The organism is Streptomyces sp. DT190 (assembly GCF_049846985.1).
Classification (GTDB): Bacteria; Actinomycetota; Actinomycetes; order Streptomycetales; family Streptomycetaceae; genus Streptomyces.
Window position 1 is genome coordinate 672,382 of sequence record NZ_JBNCNM010000002.1, and the last position, 18,823, is coordinate 691,204.

18 protein-coding genes are annotated in these 18,823 nt (G+C 74.8%); 13 read left to right on the forward strand and 5 right to left on the reverse strand.

All coding sequences use genetic code 11. The features are described 5' to 3' along the window. Positions 1-41: 41 nt before the first annotated feature. Both ACPXCS_RS06645 and ACPXCS_RS06650 read left to right on the forward strand, forming a co-directional pair. Entirely contained in the window at positions 42-1,160 is a 1,119-nt protein-coding gene (locus ACPXCS_RS06645) for an alpha/beta hydrolase (protein ID WP_425943582.1), read from the forward strand. A gap of 157 nt (positions 1,161-1,317) precedes the next feature. Further along, complete coding sequence (locus tag ACPXCS_RS06650) at positions 1,318-2,526, forward strand: hypothetical protein (RefSeq protein ID WP_425943580.1); 1,209 nt, start codon at positions 1,318-1,320, stop codon at positions 2,524-2,526. A gap of 240 nt (positions 2,527-2,766) precedes the next feature. On the opposite strand, the gene ACPXCS_RS06655 is transcribed toward ACPXCS_RS06650, so the two are convergent. Both ACPXCS_RS06655 and ACPXCS_RS06660 read right to left on the reverse strand, forming a co-directional pair. Then, a complete protein-coding gene (locus ACPXCS_RS06655) occupies positions 2,767-4,116 on the reverse strand; it encodes a PH domain-containing protein (RefSeq protein WP_425943578.1) in 1,350 nt (449 codons plus the stop codon). Continuing rightward, positions 4,113-4,745 (reverse strand): PH domain-containing protein, encoded by a 633-nt coding sequence (locus ACPXCS_RS06660; protein ID WP_425943576.1) that lies wholly within the window; start codon positions 4,743-4,745, stop codon positions 4,113-4,115. The genes ACPXCS_RS06655 and ACPXCS_RS06660 overlap by 4 nt, the downstream gene beginning before the upstream one ends. A 31-nt stretch (positions 4,746-4,776) precedes the next feature. Here ACPXCS_RS06660 and ACPXCS_RS06665 point away from each other — a divergent pair, with 31 nt between their 5' ends. Continuing rightward, positions 4,777-5,928, forward strand: coding sequence for an NADH-quinone oxidoreductase subunit D (locus ACPXCS_RS06665; protein WP_425943574.1), 1,152 nt, complete (start codon positions 4,777-4,779; stop codon positions 5,926-5,928). A 455-nt stretch (positions 5,929-6,383) separates the two neighbouring features. Here ACPXCS_RS06665 and ACPXCS_RS06670 read toward each other — a convergent pair whose 3' ends face one another. Continuing rightward, a complete protein-coding gene (locus ACPXCS_RS06670) occupies positions 6,384-7,376 on the reverse strand; it encodes an SAM-dependent methyltransferase (RefSeq protein ID WP_425943572.1) in 993 nt (330 codons plus the stop codon). A gap of 117 nt (positions 7,377-7,493) precedes the next feature. On the opposite strand from ACPXCS_RS06670, the gene ACPXCS_RS06675 reads away from it, so the two are divergent. Both ACPXCS_RS06675 and ACPXCS_RS06680 read left to right on the forward strand, forming a co-directional pair. Further along, positions 7,494-8,684 (forward strand): sensor histidine kinase, encoded by a 1,191-nt coding sequence (locus ACPXCS_RS06675; RefSeq protein WP_425943570.1) that lies wholly within the window; start codon positions 7,494-7,496, stop codon positions 8,682-8,684. 53 nt (positions 8,685-8,737) lie between these two features. Continuing rightward, positions 8,738-9,406 carry a response regulator gene (locus ACPXCS_RS06680; protein ID WP_425943568.1) on the forward strand — a complete coding sequence of 223 codons (669 nt, stop codon included), beginning with the start codon at positions 8,738-8,740 and terminating at the stop codon, positions 9,404-9,406. A gap of 25 nt (positions 9,407-9,431) precedes the next feature. Here ACPXCS_RS06680 and ACPXCS_RS06685 read toward each other — a convergent pair whose 3' ends face one another. Next, positions 9,432-10,538 (reverse strand): DUF5937 family protein, encoded by a 1,107-nt coding sequence (locus ACPXCS_RS06685; protein ID WP_425943566.1) that lies wholly within the window; start codon positions 10,536-10,538, stop codon positions 9,432-9,434. A gap of 170 nt (positions 10,539-10,708) precedes the next feature. On the opposite strand from ACPXCS_RS06685, the gene ACPXCS_RS06690 reads away from it, so the two are divergent. After that, positions 10,709-10,930, forward strand: a complete 222-nt coding sequence (locus ACPXCS_RS06690) for a hypothetical protein (protein WP_425943564.1) — start codon at positions 10,709-10,711, stop codon at positions 10,928-10,930. On the opposite strand, the gene ACPXCS_RS06695 is transcribed toward ACPXCS_RS06690, so the two are convergent. Beyond that, entirely contained in the window at positions 10,923-12,104 is a 1,182-nt protein-coding gene (locus ACPXCS_RS06695; RefSeq protein WP_425943562.1) for a threonine aldolase family protein, read from the reverse strand. The two genes, ACPXCS_RS06690 and ACPXCS_RS06695, sit on opposite strands and share 8 nt — an antisense overlap. 198 nt (positions 12,105-12,302) lie before the next feature. Here ACPXCS_RS06695 and ACPXCS_RS06700 point away from each other — a divergent pair, with 198 nt between their 5' ends. The 7 genes from ACPXCS_RS06700 (at position 12,303) to ACPXCS_RS06730 (ending at position 18,712) form a co-directional block, all read left to right on the forward strand. Then, a complete protein-coding gene (locus tag ACPXCS_RS06700) occupies positions 12,303-13,241 on the forward strand; it encodes a Rossmann-like and DUF2520 domain-containing protein (protein WP_425943560.1) in 939 nt (312 codons plus the stop codon). After that, positions 13,238-14,239 (forward strand): pantoate--beta-alanine ligase, encoded by a 1,002-nt coding sequence (gene panC / locus ACPXCS_RS06705; RefSeq protein ID WP_425943558.1) that lies wholly within the window; start codon positions 13,238-13,240, stop codon positions 14,237-14,239. The genes ACPXCS_RS06700 and panC overlap by 4 nt, the downstream gene beginning before the upstream one ends. Then, a complete protein-coding gene (locus ACPXCS_RS06710; RefSeq protein ID WP_425943556.1) occupies positions 14,236-15,945 on the forward strand; it encodes an L-aspartate oxidase in 1,710 nt (569 codons plus the stop codon). The genes panC and ACPXCS_RS06710 overlap by 4 nt, the downstream gene beginning before the upstream one ends. Before the next feature lie 5 nt (positions 15,946-15,950). Further along, positions 15,951-16,925 (forward strand): carboxylating nicotinate-nucleotide diphosphorylase, encoded by a 975-nt coding sequence (gene nadC / locus ACPXCS_RS06715; RefSeq protein ID WP_425943554.1) that lies wholly within the window; start codon positions 15,951-15,953, stop codon positions 16,923-16,925. A 17-nt stretch (positions 16,926-16,942) separates the two neighbouring features. Beyond that, complete coding sequence (locus tag ACPXCS_RS06720; RefSeq protein ID WP_425943552.1) at positions 16,943-17,740, forward strand: type III pantothenate kinase; 798 nt, start codon at positions 16,943-16,945, stop codon at positions 17,738-17,740. A gap of 150 nt (positions 17,741-17,890) precedes the next feature. After that, a complete protein-coding gene (locus ACPXCS_RS06725) occupies positions 17,891-18,505 on the forward strand; it encodes a hypothetical protein (RefSeq protein ID WP_425944518.1) in 615 nt (204 codons plus the stop codon). An 18-nt stretch (positions 18,506-18,523) separates the two neighbouring features. Beyond that, entirely contained in the window at positions 18,524-18,712 is a 189-nt protein-coding gene (locus ACPXCS_RS06730; protein WP_425943550.1) for a hypothetical protein, read from the forward strand. The last annotated feature ends 111 nt before the right edge of the window (positions 18,713-18,823 follow it).

Genomic DNA, 18,823 nt, shown 5'->3' on the forward strand with positions numbered 1-18,823 from the left:
CGGGGCGGGCCGGGCGGAGAGCGCGGACAGGTAACCGATCCATGGGTCTCACGAGTGACGAGGTGCTGGCGCTGGCGGTGCTGACCGCCGTGCTGCTGTTCACCGGCACGGTCTGGCTGTGGCCGCGGCTGGCCCGGCGCGGTCTGCCGGCGGTGTGCGGGCGGGTCGGCCTGCTGCTGGGCACGCAGCTGGCGCTGTTCGCCGCGGTGGGCCTGGCCGCCAACCAGGCCTTCGGGTTCTACGCGAGCTGGGCGGACCTGTTCGGGCAGGAGAAGGACCAGGGCGTGGTCGTCGACCACACGCCGGGCCGGGGCCCGTTGGAGGTGGTGGGCTCGCAACGCGTGCCGGGAGCGGGCGGGGTGCGCCCGGCGGCCGGCGGCCGGATCCAGCAGGTGGAGATGGTGGGCCGGACGACCCGTATCGCCACGCCCGCGTACGTCTATCTGCCGCCGGAGTACTTCCAGCCGCGCTACCGCACCCACCGGTTCCCGGCGGCGGTGGTGCTGACCGGATATCCGGGCACGGCCTCGGCGCTGGTGGACAAGCTCCACTATCCGCGCACGGCAATGGAACTGGCGCGCTCGGGCCGGATGCGGCCGATGATCCTCGTCATGCTGCGGCCGACGGTGGCACCGCCCCGGGACACGGAGTGCGTCGACATCCCGGACGGTCCGCGGACCGAGTCGTTCTTCGCGAAGGATCTGCCCGACGCGTTGCGTTCCCACTACCGGGTGACGGAAAAGCCCGGCGGCCTCGGCATCATCGGCAACTCCACGGGAGGCTACTGCGCGTTGAAGATCGCGATGCACCATCCCGGTGTGTACGCCGCCGGGGCCGGCCTGTCCGCCTACTACAAGGCGCCGATCGACGCGACGACGGGCGATCTCTTCCAGGGCGACGAGGACCTGCGCCGGCGCGCCGATCTGTGGTGGTGCCTGGCGCACCTGCCCGCGCCCGACACCTCCCTGCTGGTCACCAGCAGCAGGAAGGGCGAGAGCAACTACCGGGACACGCTGCGGTTCATAGGGCGGGTGAAGGACACCGGGCGGACGCGGATCTCCTCGATCGTCCTGGAAAGCGGCGGGCACAACTTCAACACCTGGCGGCGGGAGATTCCGGCGACGCTGGAGTGGATGAGCGAGCGGCTGGCGCGGGGGTGAACACGCGGCTGCGGGGCCCTGGAAATGATCTTGCGAATTGGGTGAACTGCCGATTCCGGTTCTTTCCGAGTTCTGATGCGGCGTGACTCTCTTGATATGGCTTTGTTTTTGCGGGGTGGCTCACCACGATTCGCCTACGCGCGGTAAGTTTCTGGCCATGCCACGTGGACGTCATCGCCATTCCCCGCCCCTGCACAGGCTGCTGCCCCCGTCGGCGATCGCGGGCGTCTCCCTCGTCTGCGCCCTGGGGCCCTGGGTGTTCACGGAGCCGACGGTGCTCCGCGTGCTGGCCGCGGCCGCCGCGGCGACGGCGGTCATCGGCGCGGTCGTGCTGCGCCGTTGGGACACGCAGGCGGGCAAGCGCGTCGCCGACCTCACGCGCGCGCGGGCCAGTGACGAGTGGCGCTTCGAGGAGCGCGTCGCCGAACTGGAGGCCGATCTCGAGGAGTCCCGCGAGCTGCGCGCCAAGCTGGAACAGCGGCTGCGCGCCAAGCGCACCGAACTGGCCGGGCTGCGCAACGAACACGCCGCGCTGCTGCGCCGGTACGCCACGTCGGAGACCGAGCGCGCGAGCGTGCTGGAGGAGCGCCGGGTCCTGGAGATCGAGGCGACGGCTCCGGTGCGGGCGGCCCTGCCGGCGGGTGCCACGGGTGCGGCGGCCGCCGCGGACACGGCCCCGGCGGAGCCGGCGCAGAAGGCCGCCGCGCCGCTCGCCGTCGAGGCGGGGACCGCGGTTCCGGCGGTGTTCTCGCCGGAGGGCTCCCGGCTGTTCCTGCGGGCCGCCGCCGCGCTCGCCCGGTTCGACGGCGAGCGGGTCCCGGACCCGGACGGCGGCGGGGACGGCGACGGCGTGCCGGAGGGCGATGACGCCGCCGAGCCCGCGCAGGAGCCGCGGCAGGAGCAGGCGGAGCAGCGCGAGCCGTCCCGCGAGGACGGGCCGGCCGGCCGGTCCGAGGCGGCCGACGGGCACGAGCACACGACCGCCGCCACCGGCGCCGCCCGCACCGGTGCCGGGCGACTGCCCGAGCCCGCCCGGGCCACGCAGTCGGTGACCGGCCACTACACGGTGCCGACCGCCGTGGCCGTGGCGCCGCAGCAGCCGGTGCGACGCCCGCTGACCGAGGGCGGGTTCGACTTCTTCGGCACCAAGAAGGGCACCTCGCGGGCGGCCCTGGAGGCCGTGCAGAACGAGGACCTCGCCGATGTCGTCGGCCAGGAGGCGCTCGCCCTGCACAAGGCCGAGACCGAGGCCCGCTACAAGCCGGCCGACGAGGAGTCGCGCGGCATCGGCCAGGTCATCGACCTGACGGCGCACGACGAGACGGAGCAGATCGACCTGCAGGGGCTGCGGAGCGCGGTGTCCTGACCGCCCACCGACGCCCTCGTGCACGCAGGCCCCCGGTCGTGACCGGGGGCCTGCGCCGTCCTCGGGCGCGTGGCGGGCTCACGCCATCCAGCGGTCGGGGCGTGTGGCGGGTGCGGGCCGTCCAGCGGTCAGTGTGCGGCGGGCTCACGCCACCCAGCGGTCCGTGTGCGGCGGGCTCACGCCACCCAGCGGTCCGTGTGCGGCGGGCTCACGCCATCCAGCGGTCCGTGTGCGGCGGGCTCACGCCATCCAGCGGTCGGGGCGCGCGTCCCGGCGCCCGGTGCGGGATCGTTCCGCCTGGGCGGCCAGCAGGGCGCGTGCCTCGGCGGCGTCGCGCAGCCGCGCGGTCACCGTCTTGTTCGCGCCGGTGTCCACCGACACGTCGGCCAGGCCCCGGGCCCGTTCCCACGGCCCCTGCGTCATCCGTACGCTCTGCACCTTGGCGTGCGGCACCAGCGCCAGGGTCCGCCGCAGCAGCCCGGTACGGGCCGCGAACACCGCGTCCGTCACGGCGAGTCCGTAGCCCCGCCACCACACCGGCACGCACCAGCGGGCGCGCCGCGGGGAGGGCGACAGGGCCGTGCGCGCCGGCACGGTCACCCCGGGCAGCACCCGGGCGACGACGTCCTCGGCGATCTCGCGCGGGGCGACCGGCAGCAGCACGGAGTTGGACGAACCGGCGACGTCCAGCTCCACGCGCACCCAGCCGCGCCGCCGCCACAGCAGCGGCTCCACGATCCGCACGGTCTGCACGCGCCCCGGCGGCACCGTCTCGTGGGCGCGGTCCAGCAGGCCGTGGTCGATGCGCAGTCCGTCGGGCGACTCGCCGACCGTCCAGTCGTACTCGGTGACGAACCGGCCCACGCTGCTCGCGCCGGCCGCGCCCAGCAGCGGCAGGGCGACCGCGAGGACCGTCCACAGGCTGTGGGTGGCCAGCCACAGCACCGGCGGCACGACGAGCGCGGCGGCCAGCGATCCCCAGGTCGCGCCGGTCAGCGCCAGCGACGTCGCGAGCACGCCCGGTGGCACCCGGAGCAGCTGCCGGGAGGGTGCCTCGCCGACCTCGTGCGCGGTCTCGGGGGCGAAACCGGCGGCCCGGGCGAGCAGTTCGGCGCGCAGGGACCGGGCCTCGTCGGCGCCGAGGAAGGCCAGTTCGTCCTTCTTGTCGGTGCCTATGACGTCCAGCCGTAGCTTGGCGACGCCCGCGACCCGGGCGAGCAGCGGCTGGGTGACGTCGATGGCCTGGATGCGCTCCAGGCGGATGTGGGCGGTGCGGCGGAAGACCAGGCCGGTGCGGATGCGCAGCTCGGTACCGGTCACCGCGAAGTGGGTGAACCACCAGGAGCAGAAGCCGTAGAGGGCGGCGGCCGGGACGATCACGGCGAGACCGATGAGCAGGGTGGTCGTGGTCAGGCGGGTCAGGTGGCGCTGCGCGCCGTCGGGGTCGTGCACGGCCCAGCCGATGACGACGGCGACGGGGGCCCAGGCCCGCCGGAGCGGTGTGACGGGGTGCAGCCGCCGCTCGATGACGCCGGTCCCGGTCCCGGTTCCGGCGGTCCCGGCGGCCTCGGTGTCCCCGGGGGTGGTCACAGCCCCGCCGATCGGGCCTCGCCCAGCTCGGTGAGCCGGTCGCGCAGCCGTTCCGCCTCGGCCGGGTCGAGGCCGGGGATGGTCGCGTCGGTCGCCGCGGCGGCCGTGTGCAACTGCACGCTGGCCAGCCCGAAGTGCCGCTCGACGGGCCCGGAGGTCACCTCCACGAGCTGCATCCGCCCGTACGGCACGACCGTCTCCTCGCGCCACAGCACGCCGCGGCTGATCAGCAGGTCGTCGGCCCGCTCGGCGTAGCGCCAGGAACGCCAGTTGCGCTCGATCATCACCCAGCCCCAGACCGTCAGCGCCAGCGGCGGCAGCGCGAACAGGGCCCAGGCGGGCCCCGCCAGCAGTCCCGGCAGGAGCCCGGCGGCCAGCGTGATCAGCCCGAGCCAGAAGACGAGCAGCAGCCGCCGCATCCTGAGCAGACCGGGGGGCAGCGCGATCCAGACGGGCTCGCCCGCCCCGGCCCGCTCGCCCGCCCCGGCCCGCTCGTCCGTCGCCACCGGCGTGGTGCCTTCGGCGGTGTCGTCCGCTCGCGTCGGCCCGGAACCGGCGGCCTCGCCCTCGGGCCCCGTCGCGCTGCCGGCCCCCGTCGCCCCCGCCTCGTGCGGGCTCCCCGTCTCCATGAGGTCAGGGTACGTAGGGGAGACTGTGCGCATGACTCCTACGACGGAGACCATGGTCGGAATCGGCGGCGCCGCGGAGAGCACCGACATGGTGCTCAACATCGGGCCGCAGCACCCGTCCACGCACGGCGTGCTGCGGCTGAAGCTGGTCCTGGACGGTGAGCGCATCACGCACGCCGAGCCGGTGATCGGCTACATGCACCGTGGCGCGGAGAAGCTGTTCGAGGCGCGCGACTACCGCCAGATCATCATGCTCGCCAACCGCCACGACTGGCTGTCGGCGTTCTCCAACGAGCTGGGCGTGGTCCTCGCCGTGGAGCGGATGCTCGGCATGGAGGTGCCCGAGCGCGCGGTGTGGCTGCGCACGCTGCTCGCCGAGCTGAACCGGGTGCTCAACCACCTGATGTTCCTCGGCTCCTACCCGCTGGAGCTGGGCGGGATCACCCCGATCTTCTACGCCTTCCGGGAGCGCGAGGAGCTCCAGCACGTCATGGAGGAGCTCTCCGGCGGGCGGATGCACTACATGTTCAACCGGGTGGGCGGCCTCAAGGAGGACCTGCCGGCCGGCTGGACCGGCCGCGCGCGCACCGCCGTCGCCGACGTGCGCTCCCGCATGGACCGCTTCGACGACCTGGTGCTGGGCAACGAGATCTTCCGCGGCCGCACCCGCGGCGTCGGCGTCCTCAGCCCGCGGGCCGTCCACGCCTACGGCGTCAGCGGGCCGATCGGGCGCGCCTCGGGCGTCGACTTCGACCTGCGCCGCGACGAGCCGTACCTCGCCTACGGCGAGCTCCAGGACACCCTGCGGGTGGTGACGCGGCAGGAGGGCGACTGCCTCGCCCGCTTCGAGTGCCTCCTGGAGCAGACGCACAACGCGCTCGACCTGGCCGACGCCTGCCTCGACCGCCTCGCGGAGCTGCCGCCCGGGCCGGTCAACCAGCGGCTCCCGAAGGTCCTCAAGGCGCCCGAGGGGCACACCTACGCCTGGACCGAGAACCCCCTCGGGATCAACGGCTACTACCTGGTCAGCAAGGGCGAGAAGACCCCGTACCGGCTGAAGCTGCGCTCCGCCTCGTACAACAACATCCAGGCGCTGACCGAGCTGCTGCCGGGAACGCTGGTCGCGGACATGGTGGCGATCCTCGGGTCGATGTTCTTCGTGGTCGGGGACATCGACAAGTAGCGGGGACCTCGGCGAGCGGCCGGGACCTCGGCGAGCGGCCGGGCCTCGACGAGCGGCCGGGATCTTGGCGAGCGGCCGGGCCTCGGCAAGCGTCCGGCGCCTCGACGAGCAGCCGGGGCCTCGGCGAGCGTCCGGGATCTTGGCGAGCGGCCGGGCTTCGGCAAGCGTCCGGCGCCTCGACGAGCGGCCGGGCCTCGGCAAGCGTCCGGCGCCTCGACGAGCAGCCGGGGCCACGACAAGCGGCAGGGAACTCGGCGAGCAGCCGGGGCCTCGACAAGCGGCAGGGAACTCGGCGAGCAGCCGGGGCCTCGACAAGCGTCCGGGAACCCGGCGAGCAGCCGGGGCCTCGGCAAGCGTCCGGGAACCCGGCAAGGAGCCGGAACCCCGGCAAGCGTCCGGAACCCCGGCAAGGAGCCGGAACCCGGCAAGCGGCCGGGGCCCCGGCCAGCAGCGGCTCAGCGTGGCAGCGGGTCCTCGATTCCGACCGGCTGCACCAGCCACCCGAAGTCGCCGAGCCCGCCCGCCGCCGTCAGTTCGGCGGCCTCCCCGGCGCCGGCGAGAGCGCGCACGTAGGCGGCCGGGTCGGTGGAGGCGAGCGTGAGCGGGGGGCGTGCGCCGGTCACGCCGAGGGCGTGCAGCGCCTCGCGCTGGGGGAGCACGCGCCCGCCGGGCAGCGCGCACGCGTCCAGGGCGACATGGGCCGTGATGTCGCAGGAGCCGTCCGGCACGGGGGCGGTCTCCCGGCCCTCCCGGAAGCCGGTGAGCGTCCCGAACGGCGGGCGCGCGGCGGCCGTGTGCGCGTAGTCCACCGCGACGGCCAGGCCCCGGCCGACCGTCGCGACGGCCGCGGCCCAGGCCTGGTCGCGGGGCAGCCCGATCTCGGCCCGCAGCCCCGGCTCGCCGGTCAGCGGCCACCACCGTTCGAGCCACCGCGCCGACGGCCCGGCCACCGGCTCCCCGAGCCGCTCGGCACCGTCGTCGCGCACCAGCACCAGCCGTGCGACGCCCGCGGCGTCCACCTCCGCGACCTCCACGGGCACGTTGTCCAGCCACTCGTTGGCGAACAGCAGCCCCGTCGTCCCCGGCGGGGGCGCGGACAGCCACTCGATCCGGTGATCGAGGCCCGGGGGCCGCCCGGCGAGTTCCACGGCGTGCACGCGCGTGCGGTCCGCCACCTGCGCGGGCAGCGCGGCGAGCACCCCGGCGGCCAGCTCGCCCCGCCCGGCCGCCATGTCGACGAAGTCCAGCACCGCGGGGCGTCCCAGCGCCTCGTCGACCCGGCACAGCAGCCGGGCCACGGCCCCCGCGAACAGCGGGGACGCGTGTACGGACGTACGGAAGTGCGCGCTGGGCCCCTCGGCCCGGCGGTAGAACCCGCGCGGCCCGTACAGCGCCTCCCGCGCCGCGCTCAGCCACCCACGCCACTCGTCCCTCGCACCCGCAGTCACGGCGCCAGGCTATGCGCACACAACGAACGCAACTCCACCTTGCGGAGTACGCGCGCCGGACGCGGATCGGTCCTCCGGTTGACCCATGCACCTATCCGCTTCCCTACGCTGGGTTACGTGCAGCGCCTCTATGACTTCCTCCGCAGGCACCCGACGTGGGTCGACACCGCCTGGGCCGTCGTCCTCCTCGGGATCTCGCTGGTGGGCGGAGTGGCGGGCGGCTACGGCTCCCCGGCCGCCGCCGTGCCGATCACGCTGATGCTCTGCCTGGTCGTCGCGCTGCGCCGCCGGATGCCGGAGCAGATGCTGCTGCTCGCGACGGCCGCCGGCGTGGCCCAGCTGATCACCGACGTGGAGATCGGCCCGGCCGACTTCGCCATGCTGGTGATCGTCTACACGGTCGCGGCGGAGGGCGCCCGCTGGGCCTCCCGCTTCGCGCTGGGGGCCGGTCTGTGCGCCGCGCCCGTGGCCCATGTGCGCTGGCCGAGCGACGAGACGAACCTCGCGGGCAACATCGCCCTGACCGTCTTCATGACGGTGCCCTTCGCGCTCGCCTGGGTGCTGGGCGACTCGATCCGCACCCGCCGCGCCTACTTCGCGCAACTGGAGGAGCGGGCCGCCCGTCTGGAGCGGGAGCGCGAGGCGCAGTCCAAGGTCGCGGTCGCCGCCGAACGCGCCCGCATCGCCCGTGAGTTGCACGACGTCGTCGCCCACAACGTGTCGGTGATGGTGGTGCAGGCCGACGGCGCCGCCTACGTGCTGGACGCCGCGCCCGACCAGGCGAAGAAGGCCCTGGAGACCATCTCCTCCACCGGCCGCCAGGCCCTCGCCGAGATGCGCCGCCTGCTCGGCGTGCTGCGCACCGGGGAGCACCAGGAGGCCGGCGAGTACGTGCCGCAGCCCGACGTGCAGCAGATCGAGGACCTCGTCGAGCAGTGCCGGGGCTCCGGACTGCCCGTCGACTTCAAGGTCGAGGGCACCCCGCGCCCGCTGCCCAGCGGCGTCGAACTCACCGCCTACCGCATCGTGCAGGAGGCGCTCACCAACACCCGCAAGCACGGCGGCCCCAACGCGGGCGCCAGCGTGCGCCTGGTCTACTTCGACGACGGCCTCGGCCTGCTCGTCGAGGACGACGGCAAGGGCGCCCCGCACGAGCTGTACGAGGAGGGCGGGTTCGACGGACAGGGCCACGGCCTGATCGGCATGCGGGAACGGGTCGGTATGGTCGGCGGCACGCTGGACGCCGGACCGCGCCCGGGCGGAGGATTCCGCATCAGCGCCCTGCTGCCGCTCAAACCCGCGCACTGACGTCGACACGCCCCCTCGCTGACACCTGTAACAGACCCATGGAAGAGGCCCCGATGACGATCCGCGTGATGCTCGTCGACGACCAGGTGCTGCTGCGCACCGGGTTCCGGATGGTGCTCGCCGCCCAGCCGGACATGGAGGTCGTGGCCGAGGCGGGCGACGGCGTCGAGGCCATCCAGGCGCTGCGCGCGACCGAGGTCGACGTCGTGCTGATGGACGTCCGCATGCCCAAGCTCGACGGGGTGGAGGCGACCCGCCGGATCTGCGCGGACACCGACCCGCCGAAGGTGCTCATCCTGACCACCTTCGACCTCGACGAGTACGCCTTCTCCGGGCTGAAGGCGGGTGCCTCCGGTTTCATGCTCAAGGACGTGCCGCCCGGTGAGCTGCTCGCCGCCATCCGGGCCGTGCACAGCGGGGACGCGGTCGTCGCGCCCTCCACCACCCGGCGCCTGCTGGACCGCTTCGCGCCGATGCTGCCGGGCACGCAGCAGCCCCAGCACAAGGAGCTGGAGCGGCTCACCGAGCGCGAGCGCGAGGTCATGGTGCTGGTCGCGCAGGGCCTGTCCAACGGCGAGATCGCGGCCCGGCTGGTGCTGTCGGAGGCGACCGTGAAGACCCACGTGGGCCGCATCCTGACCAAGCTGGGGCTGCGGGACCGGGTGCAGGTCGTGGTGCTGGCCTACGAGACCGGACTGGTGAGGGCCGGCGGCCACGGCTGACCCGGACGCCCGGCCCGGACGCGACCTAGCGCAGGATCCCCTCCAGGAACTCGCTGCCCAGCCGGGCCACCACCGTCACGTCCAGCTGGTGCAGGACGTAGCGCCCGCGGCGGCGGGTGGTGACCAGGCCCGCCTTCTTCAGCACGGCCAGGTGCCGGGAGATCTCCGGGGCCGTCATGCCGTGCACCTGCGCCAGCTCGCCGGTGCTGTAGGCGGTGCGGGCCAGATGGCGGCACATGCGCATGCGGACGGGGTGGGCCAGCGCGGTCATGCGCAGCGCCAGCTGCTCCAGCGTGGGCGGGGCGGCGAGCTCGGGGGAGCCGACCGGGTAGTGCAGCACGGGCTGCCAGCCGTGGCGGTGCAGGACCATCAGGTGCGGCCAGCCCAGGCTCGTCGGGACGAGCAGCAGGCCGCCGTCGCCGGTGGCCGTCCGGCCGTCGCCCAGCTTGTCGACCGAGATCACCGCGGCCGGTTCGTCGAGCGTCACCGCCGGGGACACCGCGGCCAGCGCCTCGGCCAGGCCCTTGCGGCGCAGCAGGTCCGTCTTGTGCCGGGTGTCCGCCGCGAGCTGGTGGCGCAGCCGGGACCAGGCCTCCGCGAAGAACGCCTCGTCGCAGTCCCGGAGGAACTGCCGCAGCCAGCCCCGGATCCGGGGCGGGTCGGCCAGCAGCCGCTCGCTGAACCGCAGCTGCCGGGGCCCGCGCGCGGCGGCCAGCTCCAGGGCGCGGCGGCGCACCTCCGGGTCGGTCAGGGCCGTGGGCGCGCACTCGCCGTACCCGGTGGCGCAGGTGAACTCCAGCGCGGCGTCGACGAACTGCTCGTCCGACAGCTTGTCGAGCAGGTCCAGCTCCTCGGCGAGCGTGCCGCCCGGCAGCGTCCTGCGGTCCGGCAGGCCCGCGCAGGGCAGGAACAGGTCGGAGAACGTCGTGCGCCACAGGAAGTCCGCCTCGCACATCCGGTCGGCCAGATGCGGGTCGAGGCGGGCCGTCACGCCCGTCACCCAGCCCTGCAGGCCCGGATGGTGCGCCGGCTCGGACAGCGCGTGCAGCGCCATGCCGAGCTCGGCCAGGGGGGAGGGGACGACGGCGATCCTCTCCTGCCGCAGCCCCGTGATGTCGATGCGCACGCTCATGACCTCATGGTGCACCCGGCCACCGACAACGCCCCGTCGATTGACGGGGGCCGTCAATCGGCGCGACGTCCCGCACGGCACGGGCGCACGGTGGAACGACCGGGGCCGCCGCGGAGCCTTCGGACCTCCCCCTGCGGCCTCCCTCTCCCGTCCCGCGGAGGCCATCCACCATGAGCATCACGCAGCAGTACCTCCTCGACACCCACCGCGCCCGGTCCCTGGGCGAGGCCCCACCGCCCGAGCCGGGCACCCACGCGTGGCGGGTCGTGCGGGCACGGCGCGACGGACGGCGGTTCCGGGCCGTCCTTGCGGGCCGCCCGGTCCCGGCCGACCGTCCCGTCCGCCACCGGTTCCGGGCGGCCCTCGGCCGCTGGCGGCGGCGCCCTACCTGACCTGCTCCGGCAGCCGGGCCACGAACTCCCCGACCGCGGCCTTCACGTCCTCGGCCGTCCACTCCAGTGCGGCCGAGCGCACGTGCACCTCCGTGAGCGCCAGGTCCGGGCCGCGCCGGTCCCAGGAGCCGCCGAACAGGACGACGCCCGTCTCCTCGGCCGTGCGGACCGCCGCCTCGGCGAGGACGCCGGAGTCGTACGGCAGCCAGACCTGGAAGTCGTGGGTGTGCGGCACCCGCGGGTACACGCGTGCCCACGGCGTCCCGGCCGCGGCGAACCCCTCCCGCAGGGCCACGGCCACCACGCGCGCGTGCGCCACGTACTCCGGCAGCCGGGGCAGTTCCCGCTCCAGGCCGATCAGCGCCGACAGGGCGGTGGGGAACTGCTGGAAGACCAGGCCGCCGTACCGGTGCCGCCAGGCCTTCGCCTCGGCGACGAACTCCGCCGGGCCGGCGAGGGCCGCCCCGCCGAACGCCTCCAGGGACTTGTAGAACGACACGTAGACGCTGTCGGCCAGGCCGGCGATCTCCTCCAGGGACCGGCCGAGGTGCACGGTGGACTCCCACAGCCGGGCCCCGTCGAAGTGCACCACCGCGTCCCGCTCCCGCGCGGCCGCGACGACCTCGGTGAGCTCCTCCCAGGAGGGCAGCACGAAACCGGCGTCCCGCAGCGGCAGTTCCAGCATCAGCGCGCCGAACGGCTCCTCGAAGTCGCGGACCTCGGCGGCGGTCGGCAGCCGCGGCTCGCTCGTCACCCGCACCGGGCGCAGGCCGGCGACCTCGCTGAACGCGTTCCGCTCGTGCACCTCGGGGTGGCCGAGGGCGTGCAGGGCGACGGTCCGGTCGCCGGTGCGGCCCGCCCAGCAGCGCAGCGCCACCTGCTGGGCCATCGTGCCGGTCGGGAAGAAGGCGGCGGCCTCCGTGCCGAGCAGCCCGGCGACCTTCCGCTCCAGGGCCTCGACGACGCCGTCCCCGTACACGTCGGACAGCTCGTCGAGGTCGTACACGTCCTGCGCGCCGTCCAGCCGGGCCAGCCGCTCGCGGAGCGTCTGGTGGAAGCCGAAGCGCGCCAGCACCCGGTGGGCGCGCCGGTGGGCGGCCAGCCGCCGCTGCCGCAGCTGTGCCCCGGCATCCTCGTCCCGCACCCGCTCGTCCTGTTCCGCCGTGTCAGTCATGCCCCGGATCCTCCCCCGCGCGCGGGCGGCCCGGCACCCGCATTTCGGTGCGGGAGCCGGGCCCGCACGTCCGCCCGCGCCCCGTCCACCGGAACGCACTGGCTGTGGACGGCCGGACGCCCCCGGAACCGATCGCGTTAACATGACGAGAAATCGTCCGGTACCCGGAGCGGACTGGAACGGGAAGGCCGCCGTCGAGTGAACACAACCCCACAGCCAGACCCCAGGGACCGCCCCGCGCGGCTCGCCGTCGGCGTCGTCGGCGCCGGCCGCGTGGGACCCGCACTGGCCGCGTCCCTGCAGCTCGCCGGGCACCGCCCGGTCGCCGTGTCGGCGGTCTCCGACGCCTCCCGGCGCCGGGCCGCGCAGCTGCTGCCCGACGTGCCGGTGATGCCATCCGAGGAGGTCCTCGACCGGGCCGACCTGGTCCTGCTGACCGTCCCGGACGACGCCCTGCCGAAGCTGGTCGCGGGCCTCGCCGACACCGGTTCCGTACGGCCGGGGCAACTGCTCGTCCACACCTCCGGCCGGTACGGCGTGGGCGTGCTCGACCCCGCCCTGCGCGCGGGCGCGCTGCCGCTGGCCCTGCACCCGGCGATGACCTTCACGGGCACACCCGTGGACGTCCAGCGCCTGGCCGGCTGCTCCTTCGGCGTCACCGCGCCCGAGGAGCTGCGCCTGGCCGCCGAGGCCCTGGTCATCGAGATGGGCGGCGAGCCGGAGTGGGTCGCCGAGGAGAACCGGCCGCTCTACCACGCCGCCCTCGCCCTGGGCGCCAACCACCTGGTCACGCTGGTCGCGCAGTCGATGGAGCTGCTGAGCGCGGCCGGGGTGGCCGCCCCCGACCGGATGCTGGGCCCGCTGCTCGGCGCGGCCCTGGACAACGCCCTGCGCTCCGGCGACGCGGCCCTGACCGGCCCGGTGGCGCGCGGCGACGCGGGCACGGTCGCCGCGCACGTCACCGAGCTGCGCCGGCACGCCCCGCAGACCGTCGCCGGGTACCTGGCCATGGCCCGCGCCACCGCCGACCGGGCCCTGGCGCACGGCCTGCTGAAGCCCGAGCTCGCCGAGGACCTCCTCGGGGTACTCGCCGACGGGACCGACGGGACCCGAGGCACCGGAGGGGACGCCCGATGACCACCACCCTGCTGCGCACCGCCGGTGAACTGCACGCACGCGCGCGTACGGGCCGCCGCGCCGTGGTGATGACCATGGGCGCCCTGCACGAGGGCCACGCCACGCTGGTGCGCACGGCCCGCGGCATCGCCGGCCCCGAGGGCGAGGTCGTCGTCACCGTCTTCGTCAACCCGCTGCAGTTCGGCGCGGGTGAGGACCTCGACCGCTACCCGCGCACCCTGGACGCCGACGTCGAGCTCGCCGGGCAGGCGGGCGCCGACGTCGTGTTCGCCCCCTCCGTGGACGAGGTCTACCCCGGCGGCGAACCCCAGGTCCGCGTGACCGCCGGCCCCATGGGCGAGCGCCTGGAGGGCGCCTCCCGCCCCGGGCACTTCGACGGCATGCTCACGGTCGTCGCCAAGCTGCTGCACCTCACCCGCCCCGACGTCGCCCTGTACGGGCAGAAGGACGCCCAGCAGCTCGCGCTGATCCGCCGCATGGTGCGGGACCTGAACTTCGGCGTGGAGATCGTCGGCGTCCCCACCGTCCGCGAGGAGGACGGCCTGGCCCTGTCCAGCCGCAACCGCTACCTCTCGGCCCCCGAGCGGCGCACCGCCCTCGCCCTGTCCCGGGCGCTGTTCGCCGGCCAGGACCGGCACGCCGCGCAGGAGGCGCTGCGGGCCCGGGCCCGCGAAGTGCCCGCCACGCGCGCGCGTGCCGAGGCCCTCAGCGCCATCGGCGAGTCCCGCGCGGCGGCCGACGCGCACGCCGTGGCCACGGCCGTCCCGGGCGGCCCCGCCGCCGTCCGCGCGGCGGCCCGCCAGGTCCTCGACGAGGCCGCCCGCCTGGAACCGCCGCTCAAGCTGGACTACCTCGCCCTGGTCGACCCGTCCGACTTCACCGAGATCGGCGACGACTTCACCGGCGAGGCGGTCCTGGCCGTCGCCGCCCGGGTCGGGACGACCCGGCTGATCGACAACATCCCCCTCACCTTCGGATCCTTCGGAGCCGCCTCGTGACCACCACAGGCATACGACTGCACGCGCCCGCCCCCGGGTGGTCCATCGCCGCGGACGTGGTCGTCGTCGGCTCCGGCGTCGCCGGGCTGACCGCGGCCCTGCGCTGCGAGGCCGCGGGCCTGAGCACCGTGGTCGTCACCAAGGCCCGGCTCGACGACGGCTCCACCCGCTGGGCCCAGGGCGGCATCGCCGCGGCCCTCGGCGAGGGCGACACCCCCGAGCAGCACCTCGACGACACCCTGGTCGCCGGAGCGGGCCTGTGCGACGAGGAGGCGGTCCGCATCCTCGTCACCGAGGGGCCCGACGCCGTTCGCCGTCTCATCGGCACCGGCGCCCGGTTCGACGAGACCTCCGCGGGCGGACTCGAACTCACCCGCGAGGGCGGTCACCACCGCCGCCGCATCGCCCACGCCGGCGGCGACGCCACCGGCGCCGAGATCTCCCGCGCCCTGGTCGAGGCGGTCCGCGACCGCGGTGTGCGCACCGTCGAGAACGCGCTCGTGCTGGACCTCCTCACGGACGCCGAGGGCCGCACGGCCGGCGTCACCCTGCACGTCATGGGCGAGGGCCAGCACGACGGGGTCGGGGCGGTCCACGCCCCCGCCGTGGTCCTCGCCACCGGCGGCATGGGCCAGGTCTTCTCCGCCACGACCAACCCCTCGGTGTCGACCGGCGACGGCGTGGCCCTGGCCCTGCGCGCGGGCGCCGAGGTCAGCGACCTGGAGTTCGTCCAGTTCCACCCGACCGTCCTGTTCCTCGGCCCGGACGCCGAGGGCCAGCAGCCCCTGGTCTCCGAGGCGGTACGCGGCGAGGGCGCCCACCTGGTGGACGCCGACGGCGTGCGCTTCATGGCCGGACAGCACGAACTCGCCGAACTCGCCCCCCGGGACATCGTCGCCAAGGGCATCATGCGCCGCATGCAGGAACAGGGCGCCGAGCACATGTACCTGGACGCCCGCCACTTCGGCGCCGAGATGTGGGAGCACCGCTTCCCGACGATCCTGGCCGCCTGCCGCGCCCACGGCATCGACCCGGTCACCGAGCCCGTCCCGGTCGCCCCGGCCGCCCACTACGCCTCCGGCGGCGTCCGCACCGACTCCCGCGGCCGTACGACCGTCCCCGGCCTGTACGCGTGCGGCGAGGTCGCCTGCACCGGTGTGCACGGCGCCAACCGCCTGGCCTCCAACTCGCTCCTCGAAGGGCTCGTCTACGCCGAGCGGATCGCGGCCGACATCGCGGCGAGGGGCCTGCACGCGCGCGTGCCGCAGCCGCTGCCCCACCCCGTGATCCCCGAGCACCCCCTGCAGACCGCCGAGGCCCGCTTCACCATCCAGCGGATCATGACCGGCGGGGCCGGCGTCCTGCGCTCGGCGGAGTCCCTCACCAAGGCCGCCGACCAGCTGCAGCGCCTGCACACCGACGCGCGGGAGGCCCTCGCCGAGCACGGCAAGACGGCCGAGCCCGGCGTCGACACCTGGGAGGCCACCAACCTGCTGTGCGTGGCCCGCGTCCTGGTCGCCGCCGCCCGGCTGCGCGAGGAGACCCGGGGCTGCCACTGGCGTGAGGACCACCCCGAACGCGACGACGCGGCCTGGCGCCGCCACATCGTCGTACGCCTGAACCCCGACCGGAGCCTGGCCGTGCACACCACGGACACGACAGACTTCCCCGCGACCTTCCCGCCCCCCGCCCTCCAGGAGCAGTGACCGACGTGACCACCCCCGACCTTCCCCTCGTCCCGTCCGGAGGCTGCGGCGACGGCTGTGCCTGCGGCGCCGGCGAGGAGACGTACCTGGAGTGCGGCCTCGACCCCGCGCTCGCCCAGCTCCTGGCCGACGCCGGCCTCGACCCCGTCGAGGTCGAGGACATCGCCAACGTGGCCGTCCAGGAGGACCTGGCGCACGGCGTGGACGTGACCACGGTCGCGACCATCCCCGAGGACGCGGTCGCCACGGCCGACTTCACCGCCCGCGAGGCGGGCGTCGTGGCCGGACTGCGCATCGCCGAGGCCGTCATCTCGGTCGTCTGCGAGGAGGAGCTGGAGATCGAGCGCCACGCCGAGGACGGCGACCGCGTCGAGGCCGGCCAGAAGCTCCTGTCGGTCACCACCCGCACCCGCGACCTGCTCACCGCCGAGCGCAGCGCGCTGAACATCCTGTGCCGCCTGTCGGGCATCGCCACGGCCACGCGCGCGTGGGCGGACGTCCTGGAGGGCACCAAGGCCAAGGTCCGCGACACCCGCAAGACCACCCCCGGCCTGCGCAGCCTGGAGAAGTACGCGGTCCGCTGCGGCGGCGGCGTCAACCACCGCATGTCCCTCTCGGACGCGGCGCTGGTCAAGGACAACCACGTGGTCGCGGCGGGCGGCGTCGCCCAGGCCTTCCAGGCGGTCCGCGAGCGCTTCCCCGACGTCCCCGTCGAGGTCGAGGTCGACACCCTGCACCAGCTCCGCGAGGTCCTGGACGCCGGAGCCGACCTGATCCTGCTGGACAACTTCACGCCCGCCGAGTGCGCGGAGGCCGTCGCGATCGTCCGGGGCCGCGCCGCCCTGGAGGCCTCCGGCCGCCTCACCCTCGACAACGCCAAGGCCTACGCCGACACCGGCGTCGACTACCTGGCCGTCGGGGCCCTCACCCACTCCTCGCCGATCCTGGACATCGGCCTGGACCTGCGGCCGGCGGAGTAGGGGAGCGGGTACGGGCCATGCTGCTGACCATCGACGTAGGAAACACCCACACGGTCCTCGGCCTGTTCGACGGTGAGGAGATCGTCGAGCACTGGCGCATCTCCACGGACGCGCGCCGCACCGCCGACGAGCTGGCGGTCCTGCTCCAGGGCCTGATGGGCATGCACCCGCTGCTCGGCGACGAGCTGGGCGACGGCATCGACGGCATCGCCATCTGCGCGACCGTCCCCTCGGTGCTGCACGAACTCCGCGAGGTCACGCGCCGCTACTACGGCGACGTGCCCGCCATCCTCGTCGAACCGGGCGTCAAGACCGGCGTGCCGATCCTCATGGACAACCCCAAGGAGGTCGGCGCGGACCGCATCATCAACGCGGTCGCGGCCGTCGAGCTCTACGGCGGCCCCGCGATCGTCGTCGACTTCGGCACGGCGACGACGTTCGACGCGGTCAGCGCGCGCGGCGAGTACGTCGGCGGCGTCATCGCCCCCGGCATCGAGATCTCCGTCGAGGCCCTCGGCGTCCGCGGCGCCCAGCTCCGCAAGATCGAGGTGGCCCGCCCCCGCAGCGTGATCGGCAAGAACACGGTGGAGGCGATGCAGTCCGGCATCATCTACGGCTTCGCCGGCCAGGTCGACGGGGTCGTCAACCGGGTGGCCCGCGAGCTGGCGGATGACCCCGACGACGTCACCGTCATCGCCACGGGCGGGCTCGCGCCGATGGTCCTCGGCGAGTCGTCCGTCATCGACGAACACGAGCCGTGGCTGACCCTGATCGGGCTGCGTCTGGTGTACGAGCGGAACGTGTCGCGCATGTGAGCCGCCGGGGCGGCCCGTCCGCCCCGGCCCCTCGCGGGGCACCCCGCCCACCCGAGTGGTCCCCCGCGCCACACCCGCCCCCTATGTCGAAATTGTCTGATTAGCGCGTATCGTCGCCGCATGCCCACGCCCTACGGATCCCGCGGCGGCATGGCGTTCGGCGTGGAGGAGCTGCGTGTGCTCCGACGCGCTCTCGCCCTCGCCCTCCACCCCACGTCCGCCTCGTCCGACGACGTCCAGGACTGCCTCCGCCTCGCAGAGTCGCTCGACGAGGCGATGCGGGAGGGAGCGAGGCTGCGCGCCTTCCTGGTGGCCGACCTGGGCCGGTACCGCGCCGCCCTCCCCGGCACCGCCGCCGGTTACCTCACGCTCCTGGACGAGGCCCTGGCCGCCGGCTACCGCCCCCGCCCCGACGACCTCACCGCTCTGCGCGCCCTGCGCGGCAACCCCGCCGCAGCGGCCCTGCTGGACCGCTGCACGGTCACCCTCGTCACCACGAGCGGCCCCGCGCACCCGGACGCCCACCGCACCGTCCCCGCCGCCCGCACCCGGCTCCTGGCCCTGCCGGGCGGGGCCGCCGGGCAGCCCGAGAAGAAACCCGCCCGGAAGCCGCCGGAGCCCAAGCCCGCCCCCCGGCCCGCCCCGGCCCCGGCCCCCGGCGCGCCGAAGCCCTCCCGCCCCATCCCCACCCCGGGCGAGGTCTTCCCGCGCCGCAAGCCCGCCCCGCCACCCCCGTCGAACCCCCAGCAGCTCGCCGCGGGCTGACGTGGCTACCCTGGATCCATGGACTACGTCTCCGCGCTCCTGCCCCCGGTCGTCATGGCCGTCTTCTTCATCGGCGTGATCCGGGTGATCGTGAAGACACAGGGCGGCGCCAACAAGGCCAAGGAGGACGCGGCCGTCGACGCCGCCCTCTCGCGTGTGGAGGGTGCCCGGCAGCCCTCCGCGCCCGGCCCGGCCGCCGACGCCTGACCCCACCCCTCCCCCCGGCGTACGACTCCGCGGGGCCGCCGCACGGCGCCCGCACATTCGAGTCGTACGCCCTTTTTGTTCCCGTTCGCCGGTGAAGCGCACGTCCGCACG